The organism is Streptomyces sp. NPDC088794, assembly GCF_044750545.1.
Classification (GTDB): domain Bacteria; phylum Actinomycetota; class Actinomycetes; order Streptomycetales; family Streptomycetaceae; genus Streptomyces.
The window spans coordinates 1-14,237 of the sequence record NZ_JBIVKB010000024.1; the positions used below are offsets into that span (position 1 = coordinate 1).

The window sequence follows — 14,237 nt, forward strand, 5'->3', positions numbered from 1 at the left end:
GTCGAGTTCGTGGACGCCTCCCACCAGCGCGGGATGCGCGTCATCATCGACTTCGTCATGAACCACACCAGCGACCAGCACCCGTGGTTCCAGGAGTCCAGAAAGGACCCCGAGGGGCCCTACGGCGACTACTACGTCTGGGCCGACGACGACAAGCAGTACCCGGAAGCCCGGATCATCTTCGTCGACACCGAGGCCTCCAACTGGACCTTCGACCCGGTCCGCAAGCAGTACTTCTGGCACCGCTTCTTCTCCCACCAGCCGGACCTCAACTACGAGAACCCGGCCGTGCAGGAGGAGATGATCTCCGCGCTGCGGTTCTGGCTGGATCTGGGCATCGACGGCTTCCGCCTCGACGCCGTGCCCTACCTGTACCAACAGGAGGGCACCAACTGCGAAAACCTTCCGGCAACCCACGAGTTCCTCAAGCGGGTCCGCAAGGAGATCGACGCCCACTACCCGGACACGGTGGTCCTGGCCGAGGCGAACCAGTGGCCCGAGGACGTCGTCGACTACTTCGGCGACTACGACGACGGCGGCGACGAATGCCACATGGCCTTCCACTTCCCGGTCATGCCCCGCATCTTCATGGCGGTGCGCAGGGAATCGCGCTACCCGGTCTCCGAGATCCTCGCGAAGACCCCGGCCATCCCCAAGAACTGCCAGTGGGGCATCTTCCTGCGCAACCACGACGAGCTGACCCTGGAGATGGTCACCGACGAAGAGCGCGACTACATGTGGGCGGAGTACGCGAAGGACCCCCGCATGCGCGCCAACATCGGCATCCGCCGCCGGCTCGCGCCCCTCCTGGACAACGACCGCAACCAGATCGAGCTGTTCACGGCTCTCCTGCTGTCCCTCCCGGGCTCGCCGATCCTCTACTACGGCGACGAGATCGGCATGGGCGACAACATCTGGCTCGGCGACCGCGACGCGGTCCGCACGCCGATGCAGTGGACACCCGACCGCAACGCAGGGTTTTCCTCCTGCGACCCCGGCAGACTCTTCCTGCCGACCATCATGGACCCCGTCCACGGTTACCAGGTCACCAACGTCGAGGCGTCGATGTCGTCGCCCTCATCGCTGCTGCACTGGACCCGCCGGATGATCGAGATCCGCAAGCAGAACCACGCCTTCGGCCTCGGCACCTACACGGAACTGCCGTCGTCGAACCCGGCGGTGATCGCCTTCCTGCGGGAGCACGAGGACGATCTGGTGCTGTGCGTGAACAACTTCTCGCGGTTCGCGCAGCCGACGGAACTCGACCTGCGGGCCTTCAGCGGACGGCATCCGGTGGAGCTGTTCGGCGGGGTGCGATTCCCGGCCATCGGCGAGCTGCCGTACTTGCTGACCCTCGGCGGGCACGGCTTCTACTGGTTCCGGCTCCGCAAGGACGCCGCATAGAACCCCAGGGTGGGGCGGTTTCCACTGTCCCACCCGGGGCACGCATCAGTAACACCCCGACCCCCCGGGGAAAGGACATGAGGCTCATGTCGGACACGGTCACCCGCTTCGACGCGACAAGTACCGGCCTCCTCGCGTCACTGGACCCACTGCTGCGGGAATGGCTGCCCAGGCAGCGCTGGTTCGCGGGCAAGGGGCGTCCCGTCACCGGGTTCACGCTGGTCGCGGCCACCGAGCTGCTGCCGGCCGGCTCCCGGCTCGGCCTCTACCACCTGCTGGTCGTCGCCGAGCAGCCGCAGTCCTCAGGGGACTGCTACCAGCTCCTCATAGGCGTGCGCGAGGCGCTGCCACCACGGCTGGCGCCCGCGCTGATCGGACACGCGGAGGAGGGCGCGCTCGCCGGACGGACGGTGTACGACGCCCTGTACGACACCCGGCCCGCCGAGGTGCTCCTGGAGGCGCTGCGCACCCAGGCACGCATCGGCGGGCTTCGCTTCGAGCGGGACCCGGGCCAGGAGATCGACGAGGACCTGGTGCCCCGCCTGATGACCGCCGAGCAGTCGAATTCGTCGGTCGTATACGGCGATACGTTCATCCTGAAGCTGCTGCGCCGGATCGTGCCCGGCGTCAACCCCGACCTGGAGCTCCCGCTCGCGCTCGCCCGCGAGGGCTCCCCCCGGGTGCCCGCGCCGACGGCGTGGCTGCGCTCCGAGCTGGACGGGAAGTCGTACGTGCTGGGCGTGCTCCAGCCCTTCGTGCGGGGTGCGACGGACGGCTGGGAGCTGGCCCTGCGGGAGCTGGCCAAGGGCGAGGACTTCACCGGCGAGGCGCGGGCGCTGGGGCGGGCCACCGCCGAGGTGCACACCGCGCTCGCCCGCGCGCTGCCGACCGTCACGCTGGGCCACGCCCAGCTGCGGCCGCTGGTCGACGGCATGGTCGAGCGGCTGGACGCGGCGGCACAGGCGGTGCCCGCGCTGCGGCCGTACGTGCTCGGACTGCACTCCGCGTTCGAGGCGCTGGCGGACCTGGCGGCCGACGGCCACACCTGGACCGCGCAGCGCATCCACGGCGACCTCCACCTGGGACAGTGTCTGCGCTCGGCCGACGGGGAGTGGTCGCTGATCGACTTCGAGGGCGAGCCTTCGAAGCCGCTCGCCGAGCGCCGGCTGCCGCAGCCGGTGGCGCGGGACGTCGCGGGCATGCTCCGCTCCTTCGACTACGCGGCCCACTCGGCGGGCCCGCCCGCCCCCGACTGGGCCGCCGCCTGCCGGGCCGCGTACTGCTCCGGGTACGCGGAGGCCGCGGGCCGCGACCCGCGCACCGATCCCGTACTGCTGCGCGCGTACGAGACCGACAAGGCCATATACGAGGTCGTGTACGAGGCCCGGCACCGCCCCGACTGGCTCCCCGTACCCATGGCGGCGATCGAGCGTTACGCCACGTCCGACCTGATCTGAGTTCCCAGCTTTCGCCTAGGAGGCGCCGCCCGTGACCCCCCGCCCCTCGTCCAGCGGTTCGCACGCGAAGAAGACGGCCGACGCGCAGGCCCCGAAGAAGCCTGCGAAGAAGGCCACGGAACAAGCCGCTGAGAAGTCCGCCGAGAAGACTGTCCCGGCGGAGAAGGCGGCGGCCAAGAAGGGCACGACAAAGAAGGCTGCCTCCAAGAAAGCCGCGGCCAAGAAAGAGGTGAGCAAGAAGGCCCCGTCGAAGAAGGCCAAGTCGAAGACGATCTCGGTGAAGGCGATCTCGGCGGAGGAGACGCCCGCACAGAAGCTCACCGAGTCGATCCCCGCCCCACCGCCGGAGGCACCGGCACCCGTCACGCCCGTCTCCCCGGTCATGCCCTCCGCCGACCGCGACCGTCTCGTCGCCGGCACCCATCACGACCCGCACGGCGTGCTCGGCGCGCACCCGGTGCCGGGCGGCGTCGCGTTCCGGGCGTTCAGGCCGTACGCGCAGGCCGTCACCGTCGTCGCCGGGGATCTGCGCGTCGAGCTGGAGGACGACGGGGGAGGGTTCTTCTCGGGTCTGGCACCACTGTCCGAGGTACCGGAATACCGCCTGCTCGTGGCGTACGAGGGGTCGGTGCAGGAGGTCGAGGACGCGTACCGTCTGCTGCCCACGCTGGGCGAGCTGGACCTGCATCTGATCGGGGAGGGCCGGCACGAGGAGCTGTGGCACGTGCTCGGCGCGCACCCGATGACGCACCAGGGCGTGACCGGCACCCGCTTCTCGGTGTGGGCACCGAACGCGCGCGGCGCGTGCGTGGCCGGCACCTTCAACTTCTGGGACGGCAGCGGGTATCCGATGCGCTCCCTCGGCTCCTCCGGGGTGTGGGAGCTGTTCGTGCCGGGCATCGGCGAGGGCGAGCTGTACAAGTTCGAGCTGACCCGGCAGGACGGTTCGAAGACCCAGCGCGCCGACCCGCTGGCCCGTCGCACAGAGGTCCCGCCGAACACCTCGTCCGTGGTGACCGCCTCGCACTACGAGTGGCACGACGAGGAGTGGCTGGCCCGCCGGGCCGACACCCCCGTGCACGAGGCGCCGTTCTCGGTCTACGAGATCCATCTCCCGTCCTGGCGACCGGGGTTGACATACCGTCAGCTAGCCGAGCAGCTCCCCGCGTACGTCAAGGACCTCGGTTTCACGCACGTCGAACTGATGCCGATCGCCGAGCACCCCTTCGGCGGCTCCTGGGGCTACCAGGTCACCGGCTTCTACGCGCCGACGGCCCGCCTGGGCACGCCCGACGACTTCCGGTTCCTGGTGGACGCGCTGCACCAGGCAGGGATCGGCGTACTGATGGACTGGGTGCCGGCCCACTTCCCGCGCGACGACTGGGCGTTGGCGGAGTTCGACGGGCGGCCCCTGTACGAGCACGAGAACCCGCTGCGGTCGGCGCATCCCGACTGGGGCACGCTGGAGTTCGACTACGGCCGGCGCGAGGTGCGCAACTTCCTGGTGGCGAACGCCGTGTACTGGTGCCAGGAGTTCCACATCGACGGACTGCGGGTCGACGCGGTCGCCTCCATGCTCTACCTCGACTACTCGCGCGAGCCCGGCCAGTGGCTGCCGAACGAGTTCGGCGGCCGGGAGAACCTGGACGCGGTGGCCTTCCTCCAGGAGATGAACGCGACCGTGTACCGGCGGGTGCCGGGCGTGGTGACCATCGCCGAGGAGTCCACGGCGTGGGACGGCGTCACGCGGGCCACCCATCACGTCGGTCCGGGCGGCTTCGGCGGTCTGGGCTTCGGGCTGAAGTGGAACATGGGCTGGATGCACGACTCGCTGGACTACATGAGCCACGATCCCGTGCACCGCAAGTTCCACCACAACGAGATGACGTTCTCGATGGTGTACGCCTACAGCGAGAACTACGTCCTGCCCATCTCGCACGACGAAGTCGTGCACGGCAAGGGCTCGTTGGTCTCCAAGATGCCCGGCGACTGGTGGCAGCAGCGCGCCAACCTCCGCGCCTACCTCGCCTTCATGTGGGCCCACCCCGGCAAACAACTCCTCTTCATGGGCCAGGAGTTCGCCCAGGGCGCCGAATGGTCCGAGGCCCACGGCCCCGACTGGTGGCTCCTGGACCCGGGTTATGGCGCCGAGCCCGACCACCGGGGCGTCCGCGACCTCGTCCGGGACATCAACATCGTCTACCGCCACACTCCGGCCCTGTGGCAGCAGGACATCAAACCGGCCGGCTTCCAGTGGATCGTCGGTGACGCGGCCGAGGACAACGTCTTCGCGTTCCTGCGCTACGACGCCGAAGGGGGCCCGCTCCTCGCGGTCTCCAACCTCGCCCCCGTGGTCCGCCACGACTACCGCCTCGGCGTCCCCGACTCCATCCCCGCCTGGGCCGAGACCCTCAACACCGACCTCGGCAAGTACGGCGGCAGCGACGTCACCAACCCGGACGACATCAAGCCGGAACCGCAGGCCTGGCACGGCCGTCCGGCCAGCATCCGGCTGACGCTGCCGCCGTTGGCGACGGTCTGGCTGCGGCCCGCCTGAGACGGGTGGGGCGTTCTATAGTTGCCCGGGTCAACGTCGGTGCGCCCACGGGGGGTTGTCGCGCGTGCGATCCAACAGGTCAGTGGTGGCCGCGCTGTGCGCGCTCGCCGTACTGCTGCTCGCCGGGTGCGGGACCGAGGTGGCCGGCCGGGGCTCGGCGACGGCGACCGCAACCGCGACGGGACCGATCCCGTGGACGCTCGCCCAACCCGCCCGGGTCACCGCGGCCCGGCTCGCCGGTGACCACCGCACGCTGAGCGTCGACGCGGACGTACCGCACGGTAGGAACCCGTGCGTACGGGACTTCAAGGCGAAGGTCACCGGCTCCGACGCCCGGACCGTGTGGGTGCAGCTCACCTTCGACTCACCGTCGGGCGACCGGCGCTCCGGATGCACCGAGGAGACCAGGGCCACCGCACAGGTCCGGCTGCCGCAGGCACTCGGCGACCGGCATCTGTCCGTCGACAACGACACGGTGTTCACCATCGAGGGCGCCAAGTTGCCCGCCCTGCGCCTGTGCGGCGAGTTGGGCTGCGACCCGCCGGCCACCGGGTGCTCCCCCGGCTCCTACGACCAGGCTCTGCTGGCCGTCGGCGCGCCCGCGCACACCTACCGCGATTCCGAGCACTGCGACGGCAAGTGGCTGGTGCTGGACTTCTCCTGGCCCACCGGACCAGCGTGCGGCGACGACACGAAGAACTCCGCCTGTACGTCCCGGCTCGGTGACCGCTTCTTCTTCCGGGCGACCGAGGCCGGCTGGAAGACGATCGCCCGGAGCTCGGCGGGCGGCTGCACGGACGTGCTGAAGGTCGAGCCCGCCTTCCCGACCGCCCTGTGCGCGTCGCTCGCCCCGCTCGACCCCGCCCTGCACCCCAGCTATCCGCCGGCCTCCGCCTCCCCCACGGCCACCGCTACGACCCGCTGACGGCGTCGGCCAGCGCCTTCGGCAGCCGCCCGGTGTGCAGCACCCCGAGCCGCTGGGTGGCCCGGGTCAGCGCCACGTACAGGTCGCTCGTCCCGTACCGCCCCGGCTCCACCACCAGCACCGAGTCGAACTCCAGGCCCTTGGCCTGCCGCGGATCGAGGAGTACGACGGTCTGCGTCAGGTCGGGTTCGGCGCCCGCCGTCACTCCGTCGAGCCGCGCGGCCAGCCTGCGGTGCAGGTTGCGCGGGGCGATGACGGCGAGCCGGCCCTCGGTGGGCGTCAGCTCCCCGACCGCCTTTGCGACGGCGCCCGGCAGGTCGTCGGTGGCGCGCACCCAGGGCCGTACGCCCGTGGACCGCACCGAACTCGGCGGTTCGAAGCCGGGGTGCTCGGCGCGGACCACGGCCGCCGCGAGGTCCATGATCTCGGCGGGGGTGCGGTAGTTGACGCCGAGGCGGGTGTGCGTCCAGCGGTCGGCGACGTACGGGTCGAGGATCTTCTCCCAGGAGCCGACGCCAGCCGCCTCCGCGGTCTGCGCGGGGTCGCCGACCAGGGTCATCGAGCGGGTCGGGCTGCGCCGCATGAGCAACCGCCAGGCCATCGGGGAGAGTTCCTGGGCCTCGTCGACGATGATGTGCCCGAACGCCCAGGTGCGGTCGGCCGCCGCGCGCTCGGCGGCGCTGCGGTGGTCGTCCTCCTCCTGCCGCTCGGCGAACCGCTCCGCGTCGATGATGTCGTGCGCCGACAGGACCTCGGAGTCCTCCTCGTCCTTGTCGTCGAACTCGTAGGTGCGCGAGGCGTAGGAGACGTCCAGCACGCCCTGCGCGTAGGCGACCTGCGTCTCCCGCTCGCGGTCGGCCCGCGCCCGCGCCAACCGCTCGTCCACGCCGAGGAGTTCGGCCGCCTCGTCGAGCAGCGGCACGTCCGCGACCGTCCACTCCCGGGTCGCCGGGCGGCGGATGGCGGCGGCGTCCTCGTCGGGGAGGTAGCCCACGGGGTCGGCGAGGAAGTCCGCGACCAGCCGCTGCGGGGTCAGCCGCGGCCACAACTGGTCGATGGCGGCCCACACTTCGGGGTTCTCGGCGAGATCGTCGCGGATCTGGGTGATGTCGCTCGGGTCGAGCAGGTTGCCGCCGTCGAACGGGTCCGTGCCGATGCGTTCGGCGACCATGTCGGTGAGCGTGTTGAGGATGTGCCCCTCGAAGTGCTCACGGGCCACGTTGTGCGGCAGCCGGGCGGCCCGGGTGCGCTCGCGGGCGACGCTCACCAGGCCGTCGTCGAGCATCAGGATCTCGCGGTCGTGCTCGATCGCGATCACCGGATCGGGCAGCGACTGCCAGTCGCGTACGGCATCGGCGAGCACGTCCGCCATGTCGGCGCGGCCCTTGACCGCGGCCGCCTCACGCGTGTCGGCGGCCTTCGCCCTGACGCCGGGGAAGAGTTCGCCGACGGTCGCGAGCAGCACGCCCGTCTCGCCGAGCGAGGGCAGCACCTCGGCGATGTAGCCGAGGAAGGCGGGGTTGGGTCCGACGATCAGGACGGCGCGCTTGGCGAGCAGTTCGCGGTGCTCGTAGAGCAGATACGCGGCCCGGTGCAGGGCGACCGCGGTCTTGCCGGTGCCGGGGCCGCCCTCGACGACCAGGACCCCGCGATGGGGCGCGCGGATGATCTCGTCCTGCTCGGCCTGGATGGTCTGCACGATGTCGTTCATGCGGCCGGTGCGCGCGGAGTTCAGCGCGGCGAGCAGCACGGCGTCGCCGGTCGGGTCCTCGTGGCCGGTGCGCTCCTGGTCGCCCAGGTCGAGGATCTCGTCGTGCAGCGCGGTCACCGCGCGCTCGCTGGTGGTGATGTGCCGGCGCCTGCGCAGGCCCATCGGGGTGTGGCCGGTGGCCAGGTAGAAGGGGCGGGCGACGGCGGCCCGCCAGTCGATCAGGATCGGCGTGCGCTCGGCGTCGTCGGTGCGCAGCCCGATCCGGCCGATGTGGTGGTTGCCGCCCGCGGTGAGGTCGATGCGGCCGAAGCAGAGCGAGCCGTCCACCGCGTTCAGCGCGGCGAGCAGCCCGGACCGCTCGGCGACCAGGATGTCCCGCTCCAGCCGGGCCTGCATCGGCGTGTTGCCCTGCCCGAGCGCGTCCGTGACACCGCTCTCGGTGTCCCCGCGCAGGGCGTCGACCCGCGCGTACAGTCCGTCGATGAATTCCTGCTCACCGCGAATTTCATCGCTGTTTGACAATTCCACTCCCGAGCAGATATAGTATGCTCACTAAGCCTCTTCGCGTCTTCACGCCCTGAAGTCGCGAACCATTGAATATACGCAAAGAAATCCCCCGAGCGCAATTGCTCGGGGGATTTCTTTCGTACCGGGGCTCAGATCACGTCGGCCAGTTCCTCAAGCAGCCGCCGCTTGGGCCGGGCCCCGACCATCGCCTTCACCGGCTCACCGCCCCGGAAGACCATGAAGGTCGGCATCGACAGCACCCGGTAGGCGTTGGTGGTCTCCGGGTTGGTGTCCACGTCCAGTTGGACCACCTTCAGGTGCTCGCCCTCCTCCGCGGCCAGCGCGCTGAGCACCGGCCCCATCTGCCGGCACGGCGGACACCAGTCGGCCGTGAACTCCACCAGCACCGGCAGCTCGGCCCCGATCACCTCCGCCGCGAAATCCGCGTCCGTCACTTCCGTCACGCCTGCCGCCTTGATCACAGGTCCTGCCCTCCGAGTTCGCACAACGGTGAGTCGCCCTCGGCGGAGGCCAGCCGCACCCCGATCGTCGCCCGCACGGCCTGCAACTCCCCGATCAGGGAGTCCAGTTCGGCCAGCTTGCGCCGGTAGACCGCGAGCGAGGCGGGACAGGTGTCGCCCTCCGGATGCCCGGCCCGCAGGCACTCCACGAACGGCCGCGTCTCCTCCAGGTCGAACCCGAAGTCCTGGAGCGTCCTGATCTGCCCAAGCAGCTTCAGGTCGCTCTCGTCGTACGTCCGGTAGCCGTTCCCGGAGCGCCGCGCGGGCAGCAGCCCGCGCGACTCGTAGTACCTGAGCGTCCGCGTCGTGGTCCCGGCCCGTGCGGCCAGCTCGCCGATTCGCATGTCCATGAACGTAATCCTTGACGTCGGCGTCAGGGCAAGGGCTCGATCCCCGGACCCTCGTCGTCCTTGGTGTCCGGGGGCCACTCGTCCTCGCTCCCGTCCCGCGCCCCGAGCAGGCGGCGGGTCAACCGGTCGCGGTCGGAGAGGAGTTCGTCGAGGGCCGCGCGGACGTCGGCCGCTTCGGTGGTGTCCGACTCGCGCTCGGCGGCGATCAGTACGGAGCGCCGGACCAGTTCCTTGGTGAAGGAGGCCGTCGTGCCCTCCGTGCGGGTCACGACCTCCTCGGTGATGTCCGTGCCGAGGCCCAGGCCGCTGCCGTAGAGGGCGAGCAGGGCGGCGCGGCCCGACTCGTCCGGCAGTGGGACCTCGACCGCGAGGTCGACGCGGCCGGGGCGCTGGACGAGGGCCGGCTCCAACAGGTCGGCGCGGTTGGTGGTGAGCAGGAACGCCACGTCGGCGTCGTCGCCGAGACCGTCCATCTCGTTCAGCACCTGGAAGAGCAGGGGCTGTTCGCCGGCGCCGTGGTCGCGGGCCTCCGCGATCAGGTCGCAGTCCTCCAGGACGACCAGCGCGGGCTGGAGCATGCGGGCCAGGGCGCACGCGGGGCCGATGGCGTCGATGCTCTCGCCGGACAGGATCACCACGGTGAACTCGGGGAGGTGGGAGAGGAGATAGCGGATCGTGTGGGTCTTGCCGGTGCCGGGCGGGCCGTACAAGAGCAGTCCGCGGCGCAGGTGCTGGCCGGCGGCGCGCAGCTGCTCGCGGCGCCGGGCCACGCCGACGACCTGGCGCTCCACGCGCTCCAGGAGTCCCTCGGGGAGCACGATGTCCTCGCGGGTCAGTCCGGGGCGCCGGTGGAAGCTGAACGGGCCGAGGCCGTGCCGGAACTGGGAGCCCTCGAAGGAGAGCACCTGGCCCCGGAAGATGTTGAGTTCGTGCACGAGGGCGTCGATCTCGGCGAGCAGCCGGTCCGCGAACTCCTTGTCCTGGGCGAGGACTTCGATCTCGACCTTGTTGCGCCCGTACTCGTCGGCCGGGCCGCGCAGCAGCACCGCGAAGCGGTTGTCGCCCTCCACGCCGAGGTAGAACCCGCAGGAGACGCAGGCGAGTTCCTCGTCGGGCGCGATCGGCAGGTGCGCGTAGTCCACGGCGCCGATGGTGAACCGGTCGTAGCGGTCGGCGGCTTCGAGGATGTCGCCGAGGGTGAGGTCGCCGTGGTGCTGCGCGCCGCGCATCCCGACCAGCTCGTAGGAACGGCCGTCCGGGGTGAACCAGTTCTCCAGCGCGAGATGCACGTTGGGCAGGTCGTACGGCGGGTACGCGGCCTTGACCACGGGCCGGTCGGCGGGCGCGCCGCCGAGGTGTTCGCGCAGCCGCCTGGTCAGGTTGCGGGCCGCGTCCTGTTCCTTGTCCTTGGGCCGCGCGACCGCGGCGAGGAACTCGTAGAAGAGTTCGTTGATCCGCTCCAGTGACAGCGGCGAGGGGTCCCGTCCCGCGCCGTACCTGCGCTCGTACTCCTCCGAGCTGACGAGCTCTACTCCGCCCGTTTCCCCCATGCTGGCCTCCGCCTTGGTCCGACCGGTCGTGTCAGGCCTCCCAGCGTGCGGCCGTACGCGGGGGCGGGTCAAAGCATTTGCGGCGATTGTCCCCGATCGGCCCCCGCCGTTCTCGGGCCGGCATCCCGGCTGTGTTCAGACCAGCACTCCGGCGGACGTCTCCACCTCCAGCAGGGACGCGCTCTCCCGCTCCTCGTCGAAGGCCTTGCGTCCGCCGCGCAGCCCGAACAGCCGCTTGGCGAGGGCGATGTAGAGCACGGCGAGGATGTTGAGGACCAGGGTGGCGATCTTCAACCAGCTGATGTGCTCGGTGAGTTCGTAGATCTCCAGCGGGAGGAAGGCGGCGGTGGCGACCACCGTCAGATACTCCGCCCAGCGCTTGGCGTACCAGAGCCCGACGGCCTCGACGAGCTCGATCAGCGCGTACACCACCAGCAGGGCGGCGACCAGGACGAGCGTGGAGTGCTTGTAGCCGAACGTCTTCTGGATGGTGCCGACGACGGGTGAGTGGTCGAGGTCGTAGTGGAAGTGCTTGAAGACGGGGCGCAGGACGTCGAGGTACTCGTCGAAGAGCCTGCGCACCGCGTCCTGGCTGTTGCTGAACTTCCACACCGCCGCCGCGACCAGCACGATGAACACCCCGCGCACGGCCCGCTCGATCGCCAGGAAGCGCAGGATGAACAGGTCGCGCAGCACCTTGCCGCGCGGCACCAGCGGCGCCTCGTCGGCCGGTCCCGAACCGTGCGGCTCGCCGAGCGCGAAGTCGCCGCAGCGCAGACAGCGCCAGACGTCCCCGAGGGCGGTCTGCGCGTGCAGGCGCACCCGCAGCCCGGGGTCGTCCGGCGCGTAGGTGACGTGCCCCTTGCGCGCACACGTCCGCCGGTCCCAGTCGATCTTCATCCCCCGTGCCTCCAAAGAGAAGTGGCCTGCCGCGCCGGTAGTGGACCGGCGCGGCAGGCTAGTGGACGAGGGTAAGAGGTCGGTGAGGATCCGCCCGGCCGAAGTAGTTACACACCCTTGTGCAAATAACGTGGGCGAGGGCACACTGGCGTCCATGACCACGGGTAGCAGCAGCCGCGCCGAAGCCAACCGGCGTCGCATCCTGGACGTCGCGCTCGCCGAGCTGCTGCGCGATCCCGACGCGTCCATGGACCAGATCGCGCGCGCCGCGGGCGTCGTACGACGGACGGTGTACGGGCATTTCCCGAACCGTGAGGCACTGATCGCGACCCTCGTCGACGGCGCCGTGGTGGCGGTGGCCGAGGCACGCGTCGCGGGACTGAAGGCGACCGAGGGACCGGTGGAGGCGCTGGCCGGCGGCACGCTCGCGGTGTGGGAGGTCGCCGACCGCTACCGCATCCTGGTCGCGCTGGCCCAGCGCAGTGTCACCGTGCAGGGCATCCGGGCCCGGCTGGCACCCGTGCGCGAGGGCTTCACCGAGGTGATCCAAGCGGGCCTGGACTCGGGCGAGTTCACCTCGCCCCTGCCGGCCGCCGCACTGGCGTGCGTGCACGAGCAGATGCTGTTCGCCGTGGTGGACGCGGTCAACGACGGGCTGCTGACAGCGCGGGAGGCGGGTCGCGCCGCCGCGGTCACCGTGCTGACCGCGGCGGGCGTACCCGCCTCCGACGCCACCGAACTCGTGGCGAAGCTGAGCGTCGCAGGAAGTGGGCCGGGCGGCTGAGCGACGGGGGGAACACCCAGCCACCCGGCGTCCTGCGGGCCGTTCCTCAGGCCTTGGCGAGTTCCTTCTCGCCACCCTGCTCCGGGAGTTCGACCGGGGCGTCGTCCCCCTCGTCCAGCAGGGTCGTCTCGTCGAAGGGCAGCTCGCCGGCGAGCACCTGACGGACGCGCTCGTTGTCGATCTCCTTGGTCCAGGTGCCGATCAGGACGGTGGCGACCGCGTTGCCCGCGAAGTTGGTCAGGGCGCGGGCCTCGCTCATGAAGCGGTCGATGCCGACGATCAGACCGACGCCGTCCACCAGGGCGGGCTTGTGCGACTGCAGACCACCGGCCAGCGTGGCCAGACCGGCGCCGCTGACGCCCGCCGCGCCCTTGGAGGCGAGCAGCAGGAAGAGCAGCAGCGGGATCTGCTCGCCGATGGACATCGGGGTGCCCAGGGCGTCGGCGATGTAGAGGGACGCCATGGTCATGTAGATCATGGTGCCGTCGAGGTTGAAGGAGTAGCCGGTCGGGACGGTGATACCGACGACGGGCTTGCTGACGCCCAGGTGCTCCATCTTCGCGATGAGCCGCGGCAGCGCGGACTCGGAGGAGGAGGTCGACAGGATGAGCAGGAACTCCCGGGCCAGGTACTTGAACAGCACGAGGATGTTCAGCCCCGCGATGAGCCGCAGCATCAGGCCGAGCACGATGAAGACGAACAGCACACAGGTCACGTAGAAGCCGAGCATCAGGACCGCGAGGCTCTTGAGCGCGTCGACACCGGCGGAGCCGACGACCGCGGCGATCGCGCCGAAGGCGCCGATCGGGGCGGCCCACATGACCATGGCGAGGATGCGGAAGACGAGCCGCTGGATGTGCTCGACACCGCGCAGGATCGGCTGGCCGGTCGAACCCATCGCCTGGAGCGCGAAGCCGGCGAGGAGGGCGATCAGCAGGGTCTGCAGGACCTGGCCCTCGGTGAAGGCGGAGACGAAGGTCAGCGGGATGATCGACAGGACGAAGTCGACGGGCGGCAGCGCGTCGGCCGACACCTGGTCGTGTCCGGACGCCTTGATCGCGTCGGTGATGTGCAGTCCGTCGCCCGGGTGCAGGATGTTGCCGACGACCAGGCCGATGCCCAGGGCGACCAGCGACATCACCAGGAAGTAGCCGAGCGCGATACCGCCGACGGCGCCGACCTTGGCGGCCTTCCGTACGGATCCGATGCCGAGCACGATCGTGCAGAAGATGATCGGCGAGATCATCATCTTGATCAGGTTGACGAAGCCCGTACCGAGCGGCTTGAGCTCGATCCCGGCGTCGGGCCAGATCAGACCCACGGCGATGCCGAGCGCCACCGCGATGATGACGGCGATGTACAGGTAGTGGGTGCGGTCCCGCTTCGCGGCGGGCGCGGCAGGTGCCGTAGGCGTCGTCGTCACGGCTGCCTCCTTGACGTCTTCGTCGGTAGGACCGGCGTGCGGCTCACGTCCGGGTCGGGCGAAGTGGGGGGTGGGGTGGAGCGGGGGAGAATGGGGGGACGAACGGCTGGAAACGGACGCCGGAACCGGCCATATTGCTTCCGTATTG

The 14,237-nt window shown here is 70.4% G+C and carries 11 protein-coding genes; 5 read left to right on the forward strand and 6 right to left on the reverse strand.

Going from position 1 to position 14,237, the window contains the following annotated elements:
* From treS to ACIP6U_RS44225, 4 genes are all read left to right on the forward strand, one after another.
* The coding region (gene treS, locus ACIP6U_RS44210; RefSeq protein ID WP_401728744.1) for a maltose alpha-D-glucosyltransferase at nucleotides 1-1,404 on the forward strand (1,404 nt) is incomplete at its 5' end.
* Between the two features lie 86 nt (nucleotides 1,405-1,490).
* The gene (locus tag ACIP6U_RS44215) at nucleotides 1,491-2,861 is read left to right on the forward strand and encodes a maltokinase (RefSeq protein ID WP_401728746.1); all 1,371 of its coding nucleotides are present in this window, start codon (nucleotides 1,491-1,493) and stop codon (nucleotides 2,859-2,861) included.
* A 31-nt stretch (nucleotides 2,862-2,892) separates the two neighbouring features.
* The gene (gene glgB / locus ACIP6U_RS44220; protein WP_401728748.1) at nucleotides 2,893-5,418 is read left to right on the forward strand and encodes a 1,4-alpha-glucan branching enzyme; all 2,526 of its coding nucleotides are present in this window, start codon (nucleotides 2,893-2,895) and stop codon (nucleotides 5,416-5,418) included.
* 64 nt (nucleotides 5,419-5,482) lie between these two features.
* A complete protein-coding gene (locus tag ACIP6U_RS44225) occupies nucleotides 5,483-6,343 on the forward strand; it encodes a hypothetical protein (protein WP_401728749.1) in 861 nt (286 codons plus the stop codon).
* Here ACIP6U_RS44225 and ACIP6U_RS44230 read toward each other — a convergent pair.
* The 5 genes from ACIP6U_RS44230 to ACIP6U_RS44250 all read right to left on the reverse strand — a co-directional run bounded on the left by ACIP6U_RS44230 (nucleotide 6,330) and on the right by ACIP6U_RS44250 (nucleotide 11,882).
* Nucleotides 6,330-8,558, reverse strand: coding sequence for a HelD family protein (locus ACIP6U_RS44230; protein ID WP_401728923.1), 2,229 nt, complete (start codon nucleotides 8,556-8,558; stop codon nucleotides 6,330-6,332). The genes ACIP6U_RS44225 and ACIP6U_RS44230 overlap by 14 nt on opposite strands.
* 152 nt (nucleotides 8,559-8,710) lie before the next feature.
* Complete coding sequence (locus tag ACIP6U_RS44235; protein WP_401728750.1) at nucleotides 8,711-9,025, reverse strand: thioredoxin family protein; 315 nt, start codon at nucleotides 9,023-9,025, stop codon at nucleotides 8,711-8,713.
* Between the two features lie 14 nt (nucleotides 9,026-9,039).
* Nucleotides 9,040-9,426 carry a MerR family transcriptional regulator gene (locus ACIP6U_RS44240; protein ID WP_401728925.1) on the reverse strand — a complete coding sequence of 129 codons (387 nt, stop codon included), beginning with the start codon at nucleotides 9,424-9,426 and terminating at the stop codon, nucleotides 9,040-9,042.
* A gap of 29 nt (nucleotides 9,427-9,455) precedes the next feature.
* Complete coding sequence (locus tag ACIP6U_RS44245; RefSeq protein WP_401728752.1) at nucleotides 9,456-10,982, reverse strand: AAA family ATPase; 1,527 nt, start codon at nucleotides 10,980-10,982, stop codon at nucleotides 9,456-9,458.
* 135 nt (nucleotides 10,983-11,117) lie between these two features.
* A complete protein-coding gene (locus ACIP6U_RS44250) occupies nucleotides 11,118-11,882 on the reverse strand; it encodes a DUF2127 domain-containing protein (RefSeq protein ID WP_401728753.1) in 765 nt (254 codons plus the stop codon).
* 154 nt (nucleotides 11,883-12,036) lie between these two features.
* Between ACIP6U_RS44250 and ACIP6U_RS44255 the strand changes: the two genes are divergently transcribed.
* A complete protein-coding gene (locus ACIP6U_RS44255) occupies nucleotides 12,037-12,666 on the forward strand; it encodes a TetR/AcrR family transcriptional regulator (RefSeq protein WP_401728755.1) in 630 nt (209 codons plus the stop codon).
* Between the two features lie 46 nt (nucleotides 12,667-12,712).
* On the opposite strand, the gene ACIP6U_RS44260 is transcribed toward ACIP6U_RS44255, so the two are convergent.
* Entirely contained in the window at nucleotides 12,713-14,089 is a 1,377-nt protein-coding gene (locus ACIP6U_RS44260) for a cation:dicarboxylate symporter family transporter (RefSeq protein ID WP_401728757.1), read from the reverse strand.
* Between the last annotated feature and the right edge of the window lie 148 nt (nucleotides 14,090-14,237).